Here is a 20,809-nt window from a genome sequence, read left to right as displayed (position 1 = left end):
CCCGCGCCGGGTCATTCGCTGCCTGCCTGTGACTACGGGCAGGCTAGGGAGATGTCATGAGCTATGTGATCGACCGGCGCCTGAATGGCAAGAACAAGAGCACGGTAAACCGCCAGCGCTTCCTGCGGCGCTACCGCGAACATATCAAGAAGGCGGTGGAGGAAGCCGTCAGCCGGCGCTCCATCACCGACATGGAGCACGGCGAACAGATCAGCATTCCCGGCCGCGACATCGACGAGCCGGTGCTGCACCACGGCCGCGGCGGCAAGCAGACCATCGTCCATCCCGGCAACAAGGAGTTCACCGCCGGTGAACGCATCCCCAGGCCGCAGGGTGGTGGCGGTGGGCGCGGCAGTGGCAAGGCGAGCAACTCCGGCGAGGGCATGGACGAGTTCGTCTTCCAGATCACTCAGGAAGAATTCCTCGACTTCATGTTCGAAGACCTGGAGCTGCCCAACCTGGTCAAACGCCACCTGACCGGCGCAGATACCTTCAAGACCGTGCGCGCGGGCATTAGCAACGAAGGCAATCCGTCACGCATCAACATCATCCGCACGCTGCGCTCGGCCCATGCACGGCGTATCGCCCTGTCCGGCTCCAGCCGCGCCAAACTGCGCGAGGCGAAGGCCGAACTGCTGCGCCTTAGAACGGAAGAACCGGACAACTTCAGCGATATTCAGGAAATCGAAGCGGAAATCGAACGTTTGAGCGCGCGTATCCACCGCGTGCCCTTTCTCGATACCTTCGACCTCAAGTACAACCTGCTGACCAAGCAGCCCAACCCCAGTTCCAAGGCGGTGATGTTCTGCCTGATGGACGTGTCCGGCTCCATGACCCAGGCCACCAAGGACATCGCCAAGCGCTTCTTCATCCTGCTTTACCTGTTCCTCAAGCGGAACTACGACAAGATCGAGGTGGTGTTCATCCGCCACCACACCAGTGCGAAAGAGGTGGACGAAGAGGAGTTCTTCTACTCCCGCGAAACCGGCGGCACCATCGTCTCCAGCGCCCTGAAGCTGATGCAGGAGATCATGGCCGAGCGCTACCCGATCAACGAATGGAACATCTATGCCGCCCAGGCGTCGGACGGCGACAACTGGAACGATGACTCGCCGGTGTGTCGGGATATATTGATCAACCAGATCATGCCGTTCGTGCAGTACTTCACCTACGTCGAGATCACCCCGCGCGAACACCAGGCGCTGTGGTTCGAGTACGAGCAGGTGGCCGAAGCCTTCGCCGAAAGCTTTGCCCAGCAGCAACTGGTGTCCGCGGCGGACATCTACCCGGTGTTCCGCGAACTGTTCCAGCGTCGCCTGGTGAGTTGAGGGCCATGCCATGAGTGCCACTGCCAAAAAACGCCAGCCGCTGTCCACCGGCTCGGAATGGACCTTCGAGCTGATCCGTCAGTACGACAAGGAGATCGCGCGCATCGCCGAGCGCTACGCGCTGGACACCTACCCCAACCAGATCGAAGTGATCACCGCCGAGCAGATGATGGATGCCTACGCCTCGGTGGGCATGCCGCTGGGCTATCACCACTGGTCTTACGGCAAGCATTTTCTCGCCACCGAAAAAGGCTACAAGCGTGGGCAGATGGGCCTGGCCTACGAGATCGTGATCAATTCCGATCCCTGCATCGCCTACCTGATGGAGGAAAACACCATCTGCATGCAGGCGCTGGTGATCGCCCATGCCTGCTATGGCCACAACAGCTTCTTCAAGGGCAACTACCTGTTCCGCACCTGGACCGATGCCAGTTCGATCATCGACTATCTGGTGTTCGCCAAGCAGTACATCATGCAGTGCGAGGAGCGCCACGGCATCGATGCCGTGGAGGAACTGCTGGATTCCTGCCATGCCCTGATGAACTACGGCGTCGACCGCTACAAGCGCCCCTACCCGATCTCCGCGGAGGAGGAGCGCAAGCGCCAGAAGGACCGTGAAGAGCATCTGCAGAAGCAGATCAACGACCTGTGGCGCACCATTCCCAGGAGTGCGGACAAGGGCGGCGAAAAGGACAGCAAGCGCTTCCCGGCCGAGCCGCAGGAGAACATCCTCTATTTCCTCGAGAAGCACGCGCCGCTGTTGGAGCCCTGGCAGCGCGAGGTGATCCGCATCGTGCGCAAGATCGCCCAGTACTTCTACCCGCAGCGCCAGACCCAGGTGATGAACGAAGGCTGGGCCACCTTCTGGCACTACACCCTGATGAATGACCTGTACGACGAGGGCCTGGTCACCGACGGCTTCATGATGGAGTTTCTGCAGTCGCACACCAGCGTGGTCTATCAGCCGCCGTTCGACAGCCCCTACTACAGCGGCATCAACCCCTACGCCCTGGGCTTCGCCATGTACCGCGACATCCGCCGCATCTGCGAAGAGCCCACCGAAGAAGACAAGCGCTGGTTCCCCGACATCGCCGGCAGCGACTGGCTGACCACCCTCAAGTTCGCCATGACCAGCTTCAAGGACGAGAGCTTCATCCTGCAGTTCCTTTCGCCCAAGGTGATTCGCGACTTCAAGCTGTTCGGCATTCTCGACGACGATCAGAAGGACGAACTGCTGGTACCGGCCATCCACGACGAATCCGGCTACCGCACCATCCGCGAGCTGCTGGCGGCGCAGTACAACCTGGGCAATCGCGAACCCAACGTGCAGATCTGGAGCATCGACCGCCGTGGCGACCGCTCGCTGACCCTGCGTCACCAGCAGCATGACCGCAAGCCGCTGGGCGACTCCACCGAAGAAGTGCTCAAGCACCTGCACCGCCTGTGGGGATTCGACATCCACCTGGAGGTCTGTCAGGGCGACCAGCTGATCACCACCCAGCACGTGCCGCCGCGAGGAGAGACGGAAGGCGAAGGCGACTATCCGCGCCTCGACCTGGTCATCCCACCCATTTGATCGGTTGCCCGGCATGGCTAGGAGCCTCAGCATCGCAGGCAGACTCTGCGAGACGTCCTGCATGCGCGTATTTCTGGTATTGCTGTTGTGCCTGGGGCTGGCCACCTGTGCCAGCCATATCCCCCAGGCCCAGATCATCACCCCCGCCAACGACGCGCTCACCGGGCGTCACGGTTTCGAGCTGATCGATCCACAGTCTTCCCTGGAGGGTGAAGCGCCCTTTCCGGAGCGCTATCGTCAGCTGCCGCAGTTGCTGCTGCATGGCCTTTCCGCCCGCGGCTACCACGAAAGCCAGCAGCCGCAACTGCGCGTCTATTACTGGCTGGCGGTTCGCGACGAACCGCTGACCTTCAAGGTCGATGTGCCGCCGCCCAACCCGCTTGGTCCCTACCAAGCCATCCATCGCCTGCGTGACGAGACCGGCACGCTGCGCTTGCGCCTCACCGATCTGGACGAGCGCATCCTCTGGGAAGGCGTCATCAGCACCGGCCTGAGCCCCGCGCGCGACAGCGCCGAGTTGCTGGAGCGCGCCACCCGGGCGCTGACCGAGCAGATTCCGCTGGCCACCCGGTAGGGCGTCGCGGGCCGCCCAGGGCAGCGCAGCAATGGCAGGCTGGCGTATCAAGCCGGGGCGCGCGGCGCACCCTACCGATCTTCGGTATCCTCTGCACTCAACGGAGGATTCCCATGCAGATTTACAAAGTCGGCGGGGCAGTGCGCGATCGCCTGCTCGGCCGTCCCGTCAGCGAAGTGGACTGGGTCGTGGTCGGTGCCAGCGCCGAGCAGATGCTCGCGCTCGGCTACCGTCCGGTGGGCGCCGACTTTCCGGTGTTCCTGCACCCGCAGACGGGTGAGGAATATGCCCTGGCTCGCACCGAGCGCAAGAGCGGGCGCGGCTACGGCGGCTTCACCTTTCACGCCAGCCCCGAAGTCACGCTGGAAGAGGACCTGATCCGCCGCGACCTGAGCGTCAATGCCATGGCCGAAGACGAACAGGGCACGCTGATCGATCCCTACGGCGGCCAGCAGGATCTTGCCGCGCGCATCCTGCGCCACGTCTCCCCCGCCTTTGCCGAAGACCCGCTGCGCGTGCTGCGCGTGGCCCGCTTCGCCGCGCGCTATGCGCCGCTCGGCTTCCGCGTGGCGGATGAGACCCTGGGCCTGATGCGCCAACTGGCCGAGTCCGGCGAACTGGCCCACCTCACGGCCGAGCGCAGTTGGAAGGAAATCTCCCGCGCGCTGATGGAGCCGCGCCCGGACGTGTTCATCCAGGTGCTGCGCGACTGCGGCGCGCTGGCCGCCCTGCTGCCGGAGGTGGACGATCTGTTCGGCGTACCGCAGCCGCAGGCGCATCACCCGGAAATCGACACCGGCGTGCATGTGCTGAGCGTGCTGCGTCAGTGCGCGGAACACGACCAGCCGCTCAGCGTGCGCTGGGCCTGCCTGCTCCACGACGTCGGCAAGGGCCTGACGCCGGAGGCCGAATGGCCGCGCCATATCGCTCATGAACACAAGGGGCTGCGCCTGATCCAGGCGATCAACGAGCGCTGCAAGGCGCCGCGCGACTGCGCCGAGCTGGCAATGCTGGTCGGTGAATTCCATACCCACGGCCATCGCGCGCTGGAGCTGCGCCCCTCGACGCTGCTGGAACTGCTGCAGCGCTTCGACGTATTCCGCCGCCCGCAACGCTTCGCCGAATTCGTCGCCGCCTGCGAGATGGATGCGCGTGGTCGACACGGCCTGGAGCAGCGTCAGTACCCGCAAGCCGCGTACCTGCTCGGCGCCGCCGAAGCCGCGCGGCAAGTGCCGGTCAAGCCGTTGCTGGAGAAGGGATTGAAAGGCGCGGAGTTGGGCGAAGCGCTCAACCGCGAGCGCCTGAGGGCACTCAAGGCCTACAAAGCGCAACATGTCCCCTCGTAGGAGCCCGCTTGCGGGCGATCATCGCCGGCAAGCCGGCTCCTACAGAGCGCCGCAGCAACCGTAGCCCGGATGCAATCCGGGGCGATTCTGAGGCCGCCACCCGGATTGCATCCGGGCTACGAAGGGCGCGCCTGCAGCAGCTCCGTCGGGGTCAATTCGGCACCGCGCCACTGGAAGGCCGCCGGCCATAGCTGCTGATCGATCTGCGCCGACGCCCACAGCTCGGCGAACGAACGCCCATCCAGCGGATGCCGCAACTGCGGCGCCAGCAATGCCAGCGGCCAGAGCACGAAGGCGTTCTTTAGAATTTCCGCGCGCGGCAGCACCAGGCCGTTGAAGTTGCCAACCTGCTCGCCGTACAGCAGCACGTCGATGTCCAGCGGCAGGCCCTTGCGGTCCGGCGCGTAGCGGCCGTTATCGGCCTCGATGAATTTCAGCCGACGATCCAGCTCCAGCAGCGGCAGCTCGGTTTCGCCGACCACCACCAGGTTGAAGAAGTTGCCGCTCTTGATGCCCACCGCATGGCTCTCGAAGACCGGCGAGCAACGCATGTCATCGAGCAGACCGGCAAGCGCATCGAGCCCGGCGACAAGGTGAGCCTCGCGCTCGATATTGCTGCCAAGGCCGAGAAAGACCCGAGTCAGAGGCATCCGCGCTCGATCTCCACGCCTACGCCGCCACGCGCGGCCGGCACTGCGCCGGGCTTGGTCAGCTTCAGACGCATCCAGGGGATGTTGAACTCGTCCATCAGGGTCTGCACCAGACGCTCGGCAAAGGTCTCCACCAGAATGAACTGCGATTCGTCGGCGAAGGCCTGGATGCGTGCGGACACACTGGCGTAGTCGAGCGCCAGGTTGAGGTCGTCACCAGCCGCAGCAGGGCGGTTATCCCAGGCCATCTGCAGGTCGAGACGCAGGCACTGGCGAATCTCGCGTTCCCAATCGTAGGCGCCGATCACCGTGTCGACCTCCAGGCCCTCGATAAATACTCTGTCCACCTGCCCTCTCCGCGCCACGACAAGGACGCTGCACCTCGTTAGAATCGGGCCACCCCATGCCCTGGAATGGCCACCATGTTCTGGCTTCTGGCAATCCTTGCCTACCTGCTCGGTTCGTTGTCCTTCGCCATCCTGCTCAGCCGACTTGCAGGCGGGCCGGACCCGCGTGTCAGCGGCTCGGGCAACCCTGGCGCCACCAACATGCTGCGCGTGGCCGGCAAGAAGCTGGCCGTCATGACGCTGATCGGCGACCTGTTCAAGGGCCTGCTACCGATCCTCATCGCCAAGCTGCTCGGCCTCAGCCTGCACCAGCAGGCCTGGATCGGCCTGGCGGCAGTGGTCGGCCACCTCTACCCGCTGTACTTCCGTTTCCGTGGCGGCAAGGGCGTGGCCACTGCCGCCGGCATGCTGCTCGGCCTCTACCCGCCGGCCGCCCTGCTTGCCCTGGCGGCCTGGGCACTGGTTTTCCTGCTGACCCGCACCAGCTCGCTGGCCTCGCTAATCGCCACGCCATTGACGCTACCGCTGCTGGCCTGGCAACAACCGGCAGCCTTGCTGCCGGCCTGCGTGCTCACCGGGCTGATCGTCTGGCGTCACCGCAGCAATCTGCGTGACCTGTTCGCCGGCCGCGAGCGGCGCTTCTGACTGACAAACAACACCTGCCTATACCAGAGGCGCTTACAGCGCCGGCAGCGACTCCATCGGCCAGCGCGCCTGCACCTTGATCGCCAGGTCCTCGTGCTGCCCGGCCAGCAACCGCTGGCAACCGGCGTAGGCGATCATCGCGCCGTTGTCGGTGCAGAACCGCGGCCGCGCGTAGAACACCTTGCCCTTCAGCTCACCCAGCATGCGCTCCAGATGCTCGCGCAGGGCCTTGTTGGCACTCACCCCGCCGGCGATTACCAGGCTGTTCAGGCCGGTCTGCTTGAGCGCACGCTTGCACTTGATGGTCAGAGTCTCAACCACCGCCTGCTGGAAGGCCAGCGCGATGTCGCGGCGGGCTTGGTCGAGGTCGTCGCCGCTGTCGCGGCACTGCTGCCAGGTGTTCAGGGCGAAGGTCTTGAGGCCGCTGAAGCTGAAATCCAGCCCCGGACGGTCGGTCATCGGCCGCGGGAAGATGAAGCGCCCCGGCGTGCCCTGCTCGGCCAGTTTGGCGATCTCCGGCCCACCGGGATAATTCAGCCCCATCAGCTTGGCGGTCTTGTCGAAGGCCTCACCGGCCGCATCGTCCAGCGACTCGCCGAGCAACTGGTACTGGCCGATGCCATCGACCCGCACCAACTGCGTGTGACCACCGGAAACCAGCAGGGCGACGAAGGGAAAGGCCGGCGGCTGCTCCTCAAGCATCGGCGCCAGCAGGTGACCCTCCATATGGTGCACGCCAACGGCCGGCACGCCCCAGGCGAAGGCCAGCGCCTGCGCGCAGGAGGCACCGACCAGCAGCGCTCCGACCAGGCCGGGCCCCGCGGTATAGGCCAGCGCATCGATATCGCTCGGCTCGCGCCCGGCTTCGTCGAGCACCTGGCGGATCAGCGGCAGCATGCGCTTGACGTGGTCGCGCGAGGCCAATTCCGGCACCACGCCGCCATAGATGCGATGCAGGTCGATCTGGCTGAACAGGGCGTCGGCCAGCAGGCCGCGCTCGCTGTCATAGAGCGCGACGCCGGTTTCATCGCAGGAAGTTTCCAATCCCAGTACGAGCATGGAGCTTGAACCTTGGTTTGCCGCGTGGAACAAAGGCGCGCATGATAAGCGCCGCCCGGCGGAGCGGCCAGCGCTTTTCGATCAGAGGGCTTTGCATTCCTCGGCTCGAGGGGGTAACATCCGCAACCCTTAAAAACCGACGCAACCCGAGCCATTTTGCCGGGAACGCGTTCACCCCGGTAATTAATGAAGGTACGACCTGGATGCCAGCCGTCAAAGTTAAAGAGAACGAACCCTTCGACGTAGCCCTGCGTCGTTTCAAGCGCTCCTGCGAAAAAGCCGGTGTACTGGCTGAAGTTCGTAGCCGCGAATTCTACGAAAAGCCGACCGCTGAGCGTAAGCGCAAGGCCGCTGCCGCTGTTAAGCGTCACGCCAAGAAAGTGCAGCGCGAGCAGCGTCGCAGCGTTCGCCTGTACTAATCAAGTACGGCAACGCCCGAATGCCCGGCTCACGCCGGGCATTGCATTTGAAAGACTCCGCCTCGCACCTTAGCGAGTGAGCGGAGTTTTTGCTTTTCTACCAATCGTTGTCCCGCGCTCGCGCCGGACAGTATGCTGAGCGCCTATGGCCGGCCTGATTCCGCAATCCTTCATCGATGACCTGCTCAACCGCACCGACATCGTCGATGTGGTGAGTTCGCGCATCCAGCTGAAGAAGACCGGCAAGAACTACAGCGCCTGCTGCCCGTTCCACAAGGAAAAGACCCCCTCCTTCACCGTCAGCCCGGACAAGCAGTTCTACTACTGCTTCGGCTGCGGCGCCGGCGGCAATGCCCTCGGCTTCGTCATGGACCACGATCAGCTGGAATTCCCCCAGGCGATCGAGGAACTGGCCAAGCGCGCCGGCATGGACGTGCCGCGCGAGGAAGGTGGTCGCGGGCGCACACCGCGCCAGCCGGTGGACTCGCCGCTCTACCCACTGCTGGAGGCCGCCGCCGAGCATTATCGTCAGGCGCTGAAGAGCCACCCGCAGCGCAAGTACGCCGTGGACTATCTCAAGGGCCGCGGCCTGACCGGTGAAATCGCCCGCGACTTCGGCCTCGGCTTCGCCCCGCCCGGCTGGGACAACCTGCTCAAGCAGCTGGGCGGCGACGCCCTGCAGCAGAAGGCGATGATCGACGCCGGCCTGCTGATCGAGAACGCCGACAACGGCAGGCGCTACGACCGCTTCCGCGACCGGATCATGTTCCCCATCCGCGACAGCCGCGGCCGGGTGATCGCCTTCGGCGGCCGGGTGCTGGGCGACGACAAGCCCAAGTACCTCAATTCGCCGGAAACCGCAGTGTTCCACAAGGGCCAGGAGCTCTACGGCCTGTACGAGGCGCGCAAGCACAACCGCGATCTCGACGAGATCATGGTGGTCGAAGGCTACATGGACGTCATCGCCCTGGCCCAGCAGGGCCTGCGCAATGCCGTGGCGACCCTGGGCACGGCCACCAGCGAGGAGCACCTCAAGCGCCTGTTCCGCATCGTGCCCAGCGTGCTGTTCTGCTTCGACGGCGACGCCGCCGGGCGCAACGCCGCCTGGCGCGCCCTGGAATCCACCCTGCCGAGCCTGCAGGACGGCCGCCGCGCGCGCTTTCTGTTCCTGCCCGAAGGCGAAGACCCGGATACCCTGGTGCGTGCCGAGGGCACCGACGCCTTCCGCGCACGCATCAACCAGCATGCCCAGCCGCTGGCCGACTACTTCTTCCAGCAGCTGTCCGAAGAAGCCGACCCGCGCTCGCTGGAAGGCAAGGCCCACCTGGTGACCCTGGCCGCGCCGTTGATCGACAAGATTCCCGGCAACAACCTGCGCGCCCTGATGCGCCAGCGCCTGAGCGAGATCACCGGTCTTTCCGGCGAGGCCCTCAGCCAGGTGGCCAGCGCCCCGCGCAGCCACGCGCCGAGCACCATCAGCCAGGCGCCCAGCAGCGACTATCCGGATTACGGCGATATCCCCGATAGCGCCTATTACGACGCCATGCCGGATCTCGGCGGCTACGAGCAGCCCGCCCCGCCCCAGCAGCAGGCTTACGAGCGCAGCAACGACGGCGGCAAGGGCAACTGGAAGAAAGAAGGCGGCAAGTGGAGCAAGAAGGGCAAGGGCGATTTCGCCCCGCGCGCGCCGCGCACCGCCGTCAGCGTCGAATCGCCGCATCTGAGCGCCCTGCGCACCCTGCTGCACCATCCGCAACTGGCGCAGAAGGTGGAGGATGTCAGCCACTTCGCCGACGAGGAAGACACCTACGCGCAACTGCTGGTGGCCCTGGTCGGCGCCCTGCAGAAGAACCCCGGCATGCGCTCGCTGCAACTGATCGCGCGCTGGCACGGCACCGAACAGGGCCGTCTACTACGGGCCCTGGCGGAAAAGGAATGGTTGATTTCGGCGGACAACCTTGAACAACAGTTTTTCGACACTATAACTACTCTTGCAGCCCGCCAACGCGAGCGCAGCCTGGAGCAGTTGCTGCGCAAGGCCCGCCTAAGTGAGTTGAGCGCAGAGGAAAAAGATCAGCTGCGCGCCCTGCTAAGCCGTAACGCATTACCAGTCTCCCCCTCCCCAACTGGCGCGTAAGGGTCTTATTCAGGTATAATCCGCGGCTTGTTTTCAGCCCGCCAAGACCTTCAGTGGATAGGGTGTTATGTCCGTAAAAGCGCAACAGCAATCTCGTTTGAAAGAATTGATCAGCCGTGGTCGCGAGCAGGGTTACCTGACGTACGCGGAGGTCAATGACCACCTGCCGGAAGACATTTCCGATCCGGAACAGGTGGAAGACATCATCCGCATGATCAACGACATGGGGATCAACGTATTCGAGAGTGCTCCGGATGCGGACGCCCTGTTGTTGGCCGAAGCCGACACCGACGAGGCTGCAGCCGAAGAAGCCGCTGCCGCCCTCGCCGCCGTTGAGACCGATATCGGCCGCACCACCGACCCGGTGCGCATGTACATGCGTGAAATGGGCACCGTGGAACTGCTGACCCGCGAAGGCGAGATCGAAATCGCCAAGCGCATCGAGGAAGGCATCCGCGAAGTCATGAGCGCCATCGCTCACTTCCCCGGCACCGTCGAAGGCATCCTCGCCGAGTACAACCGTGTCACCACCGAGGGCGGCCGCCTGGCCGAAGTCCTCAGTGGCTACATCGACCCGGATGACGGCAGCGTGCCCGACGAAGCCGCCGCCCCCGTTCCCGTCAAGGAAGGCGCCGCCGCTGAAGAGAGCGACGACGAAGAAGACGAAGAGAGCGGCGACGACGAGGAAGAAGAAGGCGATGGCGGCCCGGACCCGGAAGAAGCGGCTCGCCGTTTCAGCGCCGTGGCCGAGCAGCAGGAGAAAGTCCAGAAGGCCCTGAAGAAGCACGGTCGTGGCAGCAAGCAGGCCACCGAAGAGCTGGCCGCCCTGGCCGAGCTGTTCATGCCGATCAAGCTGGTGCCCAAGCAGTACGACGCCCTGGTCACCCAGGTGCGCGACGCTCTCGACCGTCTGCGTGCGCAAGAGCGCGCCATCATGCAGCTGTGCGTACGCGATGCGCGCATGCCGCGTGCCGACTTCCTGCGCCTGTTCCCGGGCAACGAAATCGACATGGACTGGGCCGCCGACCTGGCCAAGGGCAAGGCCAAGTACGCCGAAGCCCTGGGCAACCTGCAGGGCGACATCCAGCGCTGCCAGCAGAAGCTGGCCGACCTGGAAGCCGAGTGCAGCCTGAGCCTGGCCGAGATCAAGGACATCAACCGTCGCATGTCCATCGGTGAGGCGAAAGCTCGCCGCGCCAAGAAGGAAATGGTCGAGGCCAACCTGCGACTGGTGATCTCCATCGCCAAGAAGTACACCAACCGCGGCCTGCAGTTCCTCGACCTGATCCAGGAAGGCAACATCGGCCTGATGAAGGCGGTGGACAAGTTCGAATACCGGCGCGGCTACAAGTTCTCGACCTACGCCACCTGGTGGATTCGCCAGGCGATCACCCGCTCGATCGCCGACCAGGCGCGCACCATTCGTATTCCGGTGCACATGATCGAGACCATCAACAAGCTCAACCGCATCTCCCGTCAGATGCTGCAGGAAATGGGTCGCGAGCCCACTCCGGAAGAGCTGGGTGAGCGCATGGAAATGCCCGAGGACAAGATCCGCAAGGTATTGAAGATCGCCAAAGAGCCGATCTCCATGGAAACCCCGATTGGCGACGACGAAGATTCGCATCTGGGCGACTTCATCGAGGACAGCACCATGCAGTCCCCGATCGACGTAGCCACCGTCGAGAGCCTCAAGGAAGCCACTCGCGAAGTGCTGGCCGGCCTCACCGCCCGTGAAGCCAAGGTCCTGCGCATGCGCTTCGGTATCGACATGAACACCGACCACACCCTCGAGGAAGTGGGCAAGCAGTTCGATGTCACCCGTGAGCGTATTCGTCAGATCGAAGCCAAGGCGCTGCGCAAGCTGCGTCACCCGACGCGAAGCGAGCACCTGCGCTCCTTCCTCGACGAGTAAGACCAGACCCCCCGGCCCAGGCCGGGGGTTTTGCTTCCAGCCCCCCCTATTTCTCTCCCGAGCGCTCGCCGCCAGTGAAGTCAAACTGCCATCCGTGCCGGCAGGGGGCTACACTGCAACGGACACTGGTTGCTATCAAAGAGGCGATCATGCCGCGCTTGCCGGCCATTCTGTTGTTGTGCCTGGCGTACTGGACGACCCCGGCCCTTGCCCTGACTCTCAGCGAGGAGGAACGCACCTGGCTGGCCGCCCAGGCGGAGCTGCGCCTAGGCGTGGATACTTCCTGGCCTCCGTTCGAGTTTCGTGACGATCAGGGCCGCTACCAGGGCCTGACCGCCGACTACGTCAGGCTGATCGAAAGCCGCCTCGGCCTGAAGCTGCAGCCTGTCGAGCCGAGCAGCTGGAGCGAGGTGCTGGACCAGGCCCGAGCCGGCCAGATACATCTGCTACCGGGCGTGATGTCGACGCCCGAGCGCCAGGACTACTTGGTCTTCACGCGCCCCTACCTGGACTTCCCCATCGTCATCCTGGCCCGCAACGGCGGGCCGCAGCCCAGAAAGCTCAGAGACCTCTATGGCCTGAAGGTCGCCGTGGTGGCCGACTACGCCCCGCACGAGCTGCTGCGCCAGCAGCACCCGGACCTCAGCCTGATGCCACTGCCCAGCGTCGCCGCGGCGCTGCAGGCGCTGGCCACCGGCCAGGCGGATGCGCTGGTCGGCGATCTGGCATCCAGCGTCTGGAGCCTGCGCCAGCTCAAGCTCGACGGCCTGTACATCAGCGGTGAAACGCCCTATCGCTACCAGCTGGCAATGGCCGCGCCGCGCAATCACGCGATACTGGCCGGCATCCTCGACAAGCTGTTCGCCGAACTCAGCCCCGCCGAAGTCGCGGCGCTGCAGACACCCTGGATCGGCAGCGTGCTGGACAAGCGCAGCGCCTGGCGCGAAGCCCTGCCCTACGGCCTGCCGGCGCTGCTCGGCCTGCTGGCGATCATCGCCATCATCCTGCGCATTAATCGCCGTCTTAACAGCGAAATGCGCAACCGCGAAGCGCTGGAGCAGGAACTGCGCAGCCGCGAGCAGCATTTTCGCGACATGGTGGAAAGCCTCTCGGCCATCACCTGGGAAGCGGAGTCCAGCGGGCTGACCTACACCTACGTTTCGCCCCACGCCGAGAAGCTGCTCGGTTACCCCCTCGAGGACTGGCTCCAGCCCGGCTTCTGGCAACGCCACCTGCACCCGGATGATCAACAGCGCACCCTGCGCCGCTGCCTGGAGCAATGCGCCGCCGGCGAGGATCACGCGCTGGAATATCGCCTGCTGGCAGCCGACGGTCATGTGGTCTGGGTGCGCGACATCGTCACCCTGCTGCAGCGCGGCGATCAGCAGGTGGTCCGTGGCCTGATGATCGACATCAGCGAGGCCAAGCAGACCGAACATGCCCTGCGCCTGTCGGAGCAGAAGTTCGCCTCGGTGTTCCAGCAGTGCCCGGACATTCTGGTCATCGCCCGCCGCACCGATGGTGTGCTGCTCGAGGTCAACGCCGCCTTCACCGAGCAGACCGGCGTCAGCGTCGAGCAGGCCCTGGGCAAGACCGCCACCGAGCTGGACATCTGGGGCGTTCCCGGCATCGGCCCGAACCTGCTGCTACGCCTGCAGGACCAGAACCTGCGCAACCTGGAGATGCCCTTTCGCCGCGCCGACGGCAGCCTGTTCACCGGCCTGATATCGGCCGAAGCCTTCCAGCTCGACGACGTGCCGGCGCTGGTGGTGGTGGTGCGCGACATCAGCCAGCTCAAGGCCACCCAGCAGCAGCTGCAGATCTCCGAGGAAAAGTTCGCCAGAGCCTTCCACGCCTCGCCCGACGGTCTGCTGATCAGCCGTATGCGCGATGGCTTGCTGATCGAGGCCAACGACGGCTTCACCCGCATCACCGGCTACCAGCTCGACGAAGTGGCCAACCAGAGCACCCTCAGCCTGGGCATCTGGGCCGACCCACAGGATCGTCAGCGCCTGGTCGAGCGGATTCGCCAGCACGGCAGCGTGCGCGACATGATCGCCCGGGTTCGCACCAAGAGCGGCCAGCTGCGCCTCTGCGAACTGTCGGCGCAGCCGCTGCCCGTCGGCGGCGAGGACTGCCTGCTGACCATCGCCCGCGACATCACCGAACGCCAGCAGATGCAGGAAGAACTGCAGCAGGCTGCCACGGTGTTCGAAAGCACCGCCGAAGGCGTGATGATCACCGACCTCGAACAACGCATCACCGCGGTCAACCGCGCCTTCACCGAAATCACCGGCTATGCCGAGGCCGAAGCCCTTGGCCAGCGCCCCAGCCTGCTCGCCTCCGGCCAGCATGACCAGGCCTTCTACAACGCCATGTGGCACTGCCTGGCGACCAACGGCCACTGGCAGGGCGAGATCTGGAACCGGCGCAAGAACGGCGAGCTCTACCCCGAGTGGCTGACCATCAGCGCGGTGCGCAACGCCGATAATCAAATCACCCATTTCGTCGGCGTGTTCGCCGACATCTCCAGCCTCAAGCACGCCCAGGCCCGCCTCGACCATCAGGCCCACCACGACCCGCTGACCGGCCTGCCCAATCGCCTGCTGTTCGAGAACCGCCTGCGCAGCGCGCTGGACGGCTCACGCGCGGAAGACCGCGCCGGCGCCGTGCTGTTTCTCGACCTCGACCGCTTCAAGCAGATCAACGACAGCCTCGGCCACCCGGTTGGCGACCAACTGCTCAGGGCCATCGCCGCGCGCCTGAAACTGCAGCTGCGCGACATCGACACCGTCGCCCGCCTCGGTGGCGATGAATTCATCATCCTGCTGCCGGGCCTGCAGCAGGCAGAGGACGCCGATCAGGTCGCGCAGAAGCTGCTCGACTGCTTCACCGCCCCCTTCGATATCGATCACCACGAGTTCTTCGTCAGCGCCAGCATCGGCATCAGCCTCTACCCCAAGGACGGCGCGGATGTCGCCACCCTGGTCAAGAACGCCGATGCCGCCATGTACCAATCCAAGGCCAAGGGGCGCAACCGCAGCGAGTTCTATACACGCTCGCTGACCTTCCAGGTCAACGAACGCATGGCCATGGAACAGGAACTGCGCCGCGCCCTGGAGCGCGACGAACTGTGCCTCTACTACCAGCCCAAGTTCTGCCTGCGCAGCCAGCGACTGGTCGGCGCCGAAGCGCTGGTGCGCTGGCCGCACCCGGTATTCGGCGACATCCCGCCGGATCGCTTCATCCCCGTGGCTGAAGAAAGCGGGCTGATCCTGCCGCTCGGCGACTGGGTGCTGCAGGAGGCCTGCCGCCAGCTGCAATGCTGGCAGGAGAACAGCCAGGGCTTCGGCACATTGTCGGTCAACCTTGCCGGCGCCCAGCTGCACCAGCCGAGCCTGGTTTCGCGCATCGGCGAACTGCTGCAACAGCACGGTCTGGCGGCCGGGCTGCTGCAACTGGAGATCACCGAGAACTTCATCATGAACCAGGCCGGTGATGCCCTGGACATACTCCACAGGCTCAAGGAGCTCGGCGTGCAGCTGGCCATCGACGACTTCGGCACCGGCTACTCCTCGCTCAGCTACCTCAAGCGTCTGCCGCTGGACGTGCTGAAGATCGACCAGTCCTTCGTCCGCGGCCTGCCGGACGACCCGCACGACCTGGCGATCACCCGCGCCATCATCGCCCTGGGTCAGAGCATGCAACTGACGGTGATCGCCGAAGGGGTGGAAACCAAGGCCCAGGAACTCTGTCTGGCCGCCGAAGGCTGCCTGCAGATCCAGGGCTACGTGATCAGCCGCCCACTCTCGGCAGAAGCCTTCACCCGGAAATTTCTCCCGCCAGGTCAAGCGGTTGGCGCTGGCGAGAACGCGTCGGTATAATCCGCCGGCCTTCTGGGGGCCTATAGCTCAGTTGGTTAGAGCAGAGGACTCATAATCCTTTGGTCCACGGTTCGAGTCCGTGTGGGCCCACCACCTTCAAAGCCGCGCACTGCGCGGCTTTATCATTTCTGCCGCAAGAACAGCTAGGCAAATCCAAAGGTACTAACTCCGTACAGACCAGTACGCGTTGGTAGCAGCGCGCAAGATGGCCACAGCAATCAAAAGCAGAGCCAGTAGACGCACCTGCCAAGGACAAAGGTAAATGAATCTCCGAACGATCCCGATCATTGGATTAACCCTGCTGCTGGCCAGTTGCGAAACAGTAATGCTGGGTAACGTGTTGGTGGGGTGTGCAATACGACCCGAGCCTGAATTTATGCCGAAGGAGCTGCCTACCGCACAGGTGGGTGCGACATATGACGTTCGGATCGATGTCATCAATGCGAGTACCCCGGTTGGGAGGATTCTCGACGATCCTGAAGGTGCTCTGCCGAAGGGGCTGAGCATCATTCATACCGAGCGCGAAAAGTATGGCTTTATCCGCGGCGTGCCGGAGCAGGCAGGAACCTACGAGGTGTTGCTTTACGCCAGCACCTTCGGCACGCAGTGCGCGGGGCAGTATGCAGAAATTACCTATCGGCTCGAAGTTACCGAATAGAGTACGACCGACCGAATTGCCTTCCCCGCTTTCGAAACGGTCGCCTACTCACGCAGCGTAGCCCAAGGGCTACAGATTCAGACTGATACGCCGACTTTGTAGCCCATAAGCCACAAAAAGAATTCTGGCTGCTTGTATAACTGTAGCCCAAGGGCTACATTTTTCTGCATTACCTCTATTCTTGATGCCCAGGGGCTACAAATGACCTCTCTCTACGACGTCTCGGAAATGCTGAAACAGGCGCGCAGTGACGCGAAACTGAGCCAGGAAGCGCTGGCCAGTCGTGCTGGCGTCTCGCGCACCACCGTAGCCCGTATGGAGACCCTGGCCAAAGGCGATATGAGCGTCTCAGCGCTGGTTCGCCTGCTGGAGGCCGCCGGCTATGACCTGAAACTGGTGAAGGCAGGGCACGAGCGCACGATCGAAGACATCCTCGCCGAGCAGCGCTCCGGGCTGGACCGCCCATGATTCTCGACGTGCACGTCAGCTCCAGGCTTGTAGCCAAGCTGTATCGCGAACGGGATGAATATGTCCTGAAGTATCTTCCGGGCACTGCGCTGGAAGATTTCGTCAGCCTCGCGATGCCGGTTCGCGAAGAGCCCTGGCGCTGGCCACGCGACCTCTTCCCGTTCTTTCGGCAGAACTTGCCCGAGGGGTATTTGCTAGGCGTCATCCGCGAAGAGTTCGGCCCACTGCTCGATGGTACTGACCTGTCACTGCTGGGCGTGGTGGGCGGCACCGGTATCGGCAGTCTCGGTCACGCCAGAGGGTGTTGAGCCTGGCGTCGAAATGGCGCCGCTGGAGATAGAACACCTGCTCAAAGCGGAAAACACCAGCGAACGATTCGCCGCACTGATGCGGCAATACGCTCGGGTCGCCGTATCGGGGGTGGTGCCAAAGTTCATTGCCACCGACGCCGTCGCCCCTCGGGAGCCACTGGGCAAACCGACCCTGCGCACCGGCTTTCACATCATCAAGGGCTCTGACGAAACCACCCCTTTTCTGGGCTTCAACGAGTTCTACACCATGCGTGTTCTGGAGCGCCTGAATGTCGTGCCGGTCGCTGCCTGCCGCATGTCTGACGACGGCAAGGTACTGGTAGTGGATCGCTTCGACGTGGACGAACACGGCATCCCCCGCTACGGCGTCGAGGATGCCTGCGAGCTGCTGGGTTTGCCGCCCCATGAAAAGTACGCGCCCACCACCGAGCGGGTGTGGAATGCCACACGCGCCTATATTCCCGCTGACCGCCTACAAGCGCAGCGCGAGCACCTGGGCTGGCACCTGCTGACCAACTACGTGGTGCGCAATGCCGACTGCCACGCGAAGAACATCGCGCTGTTCTACTCCTCCCGAGCGGACGTGGGCTTCACGCCCGTCTATGACCTGGTGACCACTCAGGCCTACCCGCGCTTCGCCAGCAACCCGCCTGGCCTGTCCGTTGGAGGCAGGCAAACCTGGACACCGGGTCGATCTCTGGAAACCTTCTTCAAGGCCGTGCTGGGCATTACCCCGAGCAAATACGCAGCCATGCTCGAGCAACTCTGCGAATCCGCCGTAGAGGTCGGCAAGGAAGTCATCGAAGCCGCAAAGAACGAGCCCGCCTGGCGCGACGTAGCCAAGCATATGGTGCATGCGTGGAACGAAGGTATGGAAACAGTCCGCTGCCCCAAGGCCGCCCCGCACTTTCGTGGCCTCGATAGCGCCATCGAAGACGCCGGCTTCTCCGGCCCGCGCAAACCTGAGCGCAGCAGAGAAGTGATTGGCCGCTCCGAATTACTGGCGAAGAAGCGCTGACCAGCAAGCGACACAACAGTCCAACGAACATCAGGTAAGAAGACGGTGAGCCAGATAGTCCTTATTCGGCTCACCAAATGAGCCGAATAGATGCGCTAATCGGCTCATGAACAAAAGCCGCGCTCAGCCCTGCGCAATGCCCCCAAACCTGGCGCAACCGCCTAGCGGCCATAAAACAATGGTCGCAACCCCCTTGAGCCTTTAAAGGCAATTAGCCATTATCCGAATCAGTGCCAGGCAACTGGATTTCGGCACATCTGCTCGCCCAGCCATCAAGCAGCTCTGCTCAAGGAAGAAAATGGATTACAGCCCGATAGTCGCCCAGGTCTGGGGCATGCTGACCTGGTTTATCCCAGCAGCCCTGCTGATCGGCCTGCTCAAATCGCCCTGGGCCAAGGGGCAGATCGGTGAACTGCTGGTGCGCCTGTTCGCCCACTGGCAGCTGGACAAGCAAACCTACCGCCGCCTGCATAACGTCACCCTGAATACGCCGGACGGCACCACGCAGATCGACCACGTATTCCTCTCGCCCTACGGCATCTTCGTGCTGGAAACGAAGAACATGAGCGGCTGGATCTTCGGCAGCGAGAAGCAGGCGCAGTGGACGCAGAAACTCTACAAACGCACCTTCAAATTCCAGAACCCGCTGCGGCAGAACTACAAACACCTCAGGGCTCTGGAAGCCACCCTTGGCGTCAGCCCTGAGCACCTGCACTCGGTCATCACCTTTGTCGGCGGCAGCACCTTCAAAACCGAAATGCCGGCCAACGTGACCCAAGGCATTGGCTTTATCCGCTATATCCAGTCATTCCAGCAGGTGGTATTCGGCGAGGCTGAAGTCGACGCCATGCTGCAAGCCCTACAAACCGGCCGCCGCGCGCCGACCCTCGCTACGCACCGAGAGCATGTGCAGAACCTCAAGCGACGAAGTGATCCGACAGCCGAGCGGCAATGCCCGAAATGCGGCAGTGCGTTGCTGATTCGCACCGTGAAATCAGGATCGAAAGCGGGGCAACAGTTTTGGGGATGCTCAGGCTTTCCGAAGTGCCGGACGATGCAGAGCCTTTAACACCATCTATCGATACGCAGGATGCTAATCATGCAATCAATCAGAAATTGGCTTCTGGCTATTGTGACTACGACGCTCGGTATTGGTACGTACGCAGCGGAGGATGGCTACAGCACGGCCTATACCGCGTGCATGGATGCGTCCGGTGGCGTGACGTCGAATATGCTCGATTGCATAGGTACCGAGATCAAGCAGCAGGATGCCCGTCTCAACCAGAATTACAAATCAGCCACGCAAGCCCTAATGCCAGCCCAGCAAACACATTTACGCGATGCGCAACGGCTTTGGATCAAGTTCCGAGATACCGACTGCACCTTACTGGGCAACCTGACCGGCGGCACCATCGACGGCCTTAACCAGGCATCATGTTTCTTGGATATGACTAAGAAGCGTGCCGACGATCTCGCATGGCTTGCAGAGCAAGGCCAATAGCTGCAAAGAAGCCGAAACGTCAGCTACTCAGCAACTGGAGCAATGATGTCTGTCCCAACCTACGACCAGTTTATTGAGCCGATCTTGCGCTACCTAGCCGCCACGCCCGAAGGCGCGACAGCACGTGACGCGCATGAGGCCGCTGCTGATGCGCTGGACCTGTCGGAAGCACAGCGCCAAGAACTAATTGCCAGCGGCCAAGCTATGTACAAAAACCGCGCAGGGTGGGCCCATGACCGCCTCAAGCGTGCCGGCCTATCTAGCAGCGCAAAGCGCGGCTATTGGAAGCTGACTGACGCAGGTATTGCCTATGCAGCCCAGCACCCCGCCCCGCTAACTGCGGACAAGATCGAACAGCTCGCCATTGGCTTTATGGACGTAAAACTCAAGAGCCCAACCGACGCGGCTCCCCTTGACGGGCAGGAAATACCTGCACCGGTACCCAGTTCAGCCACTGTTAGCCCTGACGACCGCCTAGAACAGGCTCTACGTGAGCTACGCGAGGCAACGGCTGCAGACCTGCTGGATAACCTCCTGCAAGTCAGCCCAAACCGCTTTGAAGTGATCGTACTGGACGTGCTGCATAGCCTTGGCTACGGCGCTAGTCGGAATGATCTGCAGCGCGTAGGCGGCAGCGGGGACGGCGGTATCGACGGAGTGATCTCACTCGACAAGCTCGGTCTGGAAAAGGTCTACGTCCAAGCTAAGCGCTGGCAGAGCACGGTTGGCCGACCAGAGTTACAGGCTTTTTATGGCGCACTCGCTGGGCAGAAAGCAAAGCGTGGTGTGTTTATTACCACCTCAGGCTTCACAGCCCAGGCAATCCACTTTTCTCGTTCTGTGGAAGGCATGGTTTTGGTAGACGGTAATCGTCTGGTCAATCTGATGATGGATCACGAGGTTGGTGTGACTTCACGCTTACTCAGGTTACCGAAGTTGGATAGCGACTACTTTTACGAGGAATAACTGAGGG

At 63.2% G+C, this 20,809-nt stretch carries 19 protein-coding genes and 1 tRNA gene; 17 read left to right on the top strand and 3 right to left on the bottom strand.

The genetic code is table 11. The annotated features are described in order from the left end of the window. Positions 1-56: 56 nt before the first annotated feature. The 4 genes from N7333_RS10330 (at position 57) to N7333_RS10315 (ending at position 4,824) form a co-directional block, all read left to right on the top strand. On the top strand, positions 57-1,328 hold the full coding sequence (locus tag N7333_RS10330) for a YeaH/YhbH family protein (protein WP_004373513.1): 1,272 nt from the start codon (positions 57-59) through the stop codon (positions 1,326-1,328). A 10-nt stretch (positions 1,329-1,338) separates the two neighbouring features. After that, a complete protein-coding gene (locus N7333_RS10325) occupies positions 1,339-2,904 on the top strand; it encodes a SpoVR family protein (protein WP_004373515.1) in 1,566 nt (521 codons plus the stop codon). 61 nt (positions 2,905-2,965) lie between these two features. Continuing rightward, entirely contained in the window at positions 2,966-3,478 is a 513-nt protein-coding gene (locus N7333_RS10320; RefSeq protein WP_129482582.1) for a DUF4136 domain-containing protein, read from the top strand. 113 nt (positions 3,479-3,591) lie between these two features. After that, complete coding sequence (locus N7333_RS10315; protein ID WP_129482581.1) at positions 3,592-4,824, top strand: multifunctional CCA addition/repair protein; 1,233 nt, start codon at positions 3,592-3,594, stop codon at positions 4,822-4,824. Positions 4,825-4,940: 116 nt separating this feature from the next. Here the strand turns inward: N7333_RS10315 and folK are convergent, their stop codons facing one another. After that, the gene (gene folK, locus N7333_RS10310; RefSeq protein ID WP_129482580.1) at positions 4,941-5,474 is read right to left on the bottom strand and encodes a 2-amino-4-hydroxy-6-hydroxymethyldihydropteridine diphosphokinase; all 534 of its coding nucleotides are present in this window, start codon (positions 5,472-5,474) and stop codon (positions 4,941-4,943) included. Next, positions 5,465-5,821: a dihydroneopterin aldolase gene (folB, locus tag N7333_RS10305; RefSeq protein WP_012019870.1), complete on the bottom strand. Its 357-nt coding sequence runs from the start codon at positions 5,819-5,821 to the stop codon at positions 5,465-5,467. The genes folK and folB overlap by 10 nt, the downstream gene beginning before the upstream one ends. A 75-nt stretch (positions 5,822-5,896) precedes the next feature. Between folB and plsY the strand changes: the two genes are divergently transcribed. Further along, a complete protein-coding gene (gene plsY / locus N7333_RS10300; RefSeq protein WP_004373527.1) occupies positions 5,897-6,466 on the top strand; it encodes a glycerol-3-phosphate 1-O-acyltransferase PlsY in 570 nt (189 codons plus the stop codon). A 33-nt stretch (positions 6,467-6,499) separates the two neighbouring features. Here plsY and tsaD read toward each other — a convergent pair whose 3' ends face one another. After that, positions 6,500-7,525: a tRNA (adenosine(37)-N6)-threonylcarbamoyltransferase complex transferase subunit TsaD gene (gene tsaD, locus N7333_RS10295; RefSeq protein WP_129482579.1), complete on the bottom strand. Its 1,026-nt coding sequence runs from the start codon at positions 7,523-7,525 to the stop codon at positions 6,500-6,502. 203 nt (positions 7,526-7,728) lie between these two features. On the opposite strand from tsaD, the gene rpsU reads away from it, so the two are divergent. The 12 genes from rpsU to N7333_RS10235 all read left to right on the top strand — a co-directional run bounded on the left by rpsU (position 7,729) and on the right by N7333_RS10235 (position 20,802). Continuing rightward, entirely contained in the window at positions 7,729-7,944 is a 216-nt protein-coding gene (rpsU, locus tag N7333_RS10290) for a 30S ribosomal protein S21 (RefSeq protein ID WP_003290642.1), read from the top strand. Between the two features lie 145 nt (positions 7,945-8,089). Next, on the top strand, positions 8,090-10,081 hold the full coding sequence (gene dnaG, locus N7333_RS10285) for a DNA primase (protein WP_012019873.1): 1,992 nt from the start codon (positions 8,090-8,092) through the stop codon (positions 10,079-10,081). A gap of 67 nt (positions 10,082-10,148) precedes the next feature. Continuing rightward, positions 10,149-11,996 carry an RNA polymerase sigma factor RpoD gene (gene rpoD, locus N7333_RS10280; protein ID WP_012019874.1) on the top strand — a complete coding sequence of 616 codons (1,848 nt, stop codon included), beginning with the start codon at positions 10,149-10,151 and terminating at the stop codon, positions 11,994-11,996. Positions 11,997-12,145: 149 nt separating this feature from the next. Next, positions 12,146-15,880: an EAL domain-containing protein gene (locus N7333_RS10275; protein ID WP_279858811.1), complete on the top strand. Its 3,735-nt coding sequence runs from the start codon at positions 12,146-12,148 to the stop codon at positions 15,878-15,880. A 16-nt stretch (positions 15,881-15,896) separates the two neighbouring features. Beyond that, a tRNA-Ile gene (locus N7333_RS10270) sits at positions 15,897-15,973 on the top strand. A gap of 169 nt (positions 15,974-16,142) precedes the next feature. After that, on the top strand, positions 16,143-16,538 hold the full coding sequence (locus tag N7333_RS10265; protein ID WP_096825454.1) for a hypothetical protein: 396 nt from the start codon (positions 16,143-16,145) through the stop codon (positions 16,536-16,538). Positions 16,539-16,739: 201 nt separating this feature from the next. After that, positions 16,740-17,006 (top strand): helix-turn-helix transcriptional regulator, encoded by a 267-nt coding sequence (locus N7333_RS10260; protein WP_012019877.1) that lies wholly within the window; start codon positions 16,740-16,742, stop codon positions 17,004-17,006. Next, positions 17,003-17,314 carry a HipA N-terminal domain-containing protein gene (locus tag N7333_RS10255; RefSeq protein ID WP_279858810.1) on the top strand — a complete coding sequence of 104 codons (312 nt, stop codon included), beginning with the start codon at positions 17,003-17,005 and terminating at the stop codon, positions 17,312-17,314. Before N7333_RS10260 ends, N7333_RS10255 begins: the two co-directional genes overlap by 4 nt. 13 nt (positions 17,315-17,327) lie before the next feature. After that, entirely contained in the window at positions 17,328-18,335 is a 1,008-nt protein-coding gene (locus tag N7333_RS10250) for a HipA domain-containing protein (protein ID WP_279858809.1), read from the top strand. Positions 18,336-18,633: 298 nt separating this feature from the next. Beyond that, positions 18,634-19,404: an NERD domain-containing protein gene (locus tag N7333_RS10245; RefSeq protein ID WP_279858808.1), complete on the top strand. Its 771-nt coding sequence runs from the start codon at positions 18,634-18,636 to the stop codon at positions 19,402-19,404. Positions 19,405-19,434: 30 nt separating this feature from the next. Continuing rightward, positions 19,435-19,836 carry a lysozyme inhibitor LprI family protein gene (locus N7333_RS10240; RefSeq protein ID WP_279858807.1) on the top strand — a complete coding sequence of 134 codons (402 nt, stop codon included), beginning with the start codon at positions 19,435-19,437 and terminating at the stop codon, positions 19,834-19,836. A gap of 45 nt (positions 19,837-19,881) precedes the next feature. Further along, positions 19,882-20,802: a restriction endonuclease gene (locus tag N7333_RS10235; RefSeq protein WP_279858806.1), complete on the top strand. Its 921-nt coding sequence runs from the start codon at positions 19,882-19,884 to the stop codon at positions 20,800-20,802. Positions 20,803-20,809 lie beyond the last annotated feature (7 nt).

The sequence above is a fragment of the Pseudomonas sp. GD04158 genome, assembly GCF_029834875.1.
Taxonomy (GTDB): Bacteria; Pseudomonadota; Gammaproteobacteria; order Pseudomonadales; family Pseudomonadaceae; genus Aquipseudomonas; species Aquipseudomonas hydrolytica.
Note: the sequence above shows the minus strand (reverse complement) of the source record. Positions and strands in the feature narration are given on the sequence as shown.

Excerpts from the sequence above, each read along its gene's own strand:
- N7333_RS10240 (WP_279858807.1), top strand. The coding sequence starts at position 19,435 with ATGCAATCAATCAGAAATTGGCTTCTGGCTATTGTGACTACGACGCTC.
- N7333_RS10275 (WP_279858811.1), top strand. The coding sequence starts at position 12,146 with ATGCCGCGCTTGCCGGCCATTCTGTTGTTGTGCCTGGCGTACTGGACG.
- N7333_RS10235 (WP_279858806.1), top strand. The coding sequence starts at position 19,882 with ATGTCTGTCCCAACCTACGACCAGTTTATTGAGCCGATCTTGCGCTAC.
- dnaG (WP_012019873.1), top strand. The coding sequence starts at position 8,090 with ATGGCCGGCCTGATTCCGCAATCCTTCATCGATGACCTGCTCAACCGC.
- N7333_RS10265 (WP_096825454.1), top strand. The coding sequence starts at position 16,143 with ATGAATCTCCGAACGATCCCGATCATTGGATTAACCCTGCTGCTGGCC.
- rpsU (WP_003290642.1), top strand. The coding sequence starts at position 7,729 with ATGCCAGCCGTCAAAGTTAAAGAGAACGAACCCTTCGACGTAGCCCTG.
- folK (WP_129482580.1), bottom strand. The coding sequence starts at position 5,474 with ATGCCTCTGACTCGGGTCTTTCTCGGCCTTGGCAGCAATATCGAGCGC.
- N7333_RS10245 (WP_279858808.1), top strand. The coding sequence starts at position 18,634 with ATGGATTACAGCCCGATAGTCGCCCAGGTCTGGGGCATGCTGACCTGG.
- N7333_RS10255 (WP_279858810.1), top strand. The coding sequence starts at position 17,003 with ATGATTCTCGACGTGCACGTCAGCTCCAGGCTTGTAGCCAAGCTGTAT.
- rpoD (WP_012019874.1), top strand. The coding sequence starts at position 10,149 with ATGTCCGTAAAAGCGCAACAGCAATCTCGTTTGAAAGAATTGATCAGC.
- N7333_RS10250 (WP_279858809.1), top strand. The coding sequence starts at position 17,328 with ATGGCGCCGCTGGAGATAGAACACCTGCTCAAAGCGGAAAACACCAGC.
- N7333_RS10315 (WP_129482581.1), top strand. The coding sequence starts at position 3,592 with ATGCAGATTTACAAAGTCGGCGGGGCAGTGCGCGATCGCCTGCTCGGC.
- N7333_RS10260 (WP_012019877.1), top strand. The coding sequence starts at position 16,740 with ATGACCTCTCTCTACGACGTCTCGGAAATGCTGAAACAGGCGCGCAGT.
- N7333_RS10330 (WP_004373513.1), top strand. The coding sequence starts at position 57 with ATGAGCTATGTGATCGACCGGCGCCTGAATGGCAAGAACAAGAGCACG.
- N7333_RS10325 (WP_004373515.1), top strand. The coding sequence starts at position 1,339 with ATGAGTGCCACTGCCAAAAAACGCCAGCCGCTGTCCACCGGCTCGGAA.
- plsY (WP_004373527.1), top strand. The coding sequence starts at position 5,897 with ATGTTCTGGCTTCTGGCAATCCTTGCCTACCTGCTCGGTTCGTTGTCC.
- N7333_RS10320 (WP_129482582.1), top strand. The coding sequence starts at position 2,966 with ATGCGCGTATTTCTGGTATTGCTGTTGTGCCTGGGGCTGGCCACCTGT.
- tsaD (WP_129482579.1), bottom strand. The coding sequence starts at position 7,525 with ATGCTCGTACTGGGATTGGAAACTTCCTGCGATGAAACCGGCGTCGCG.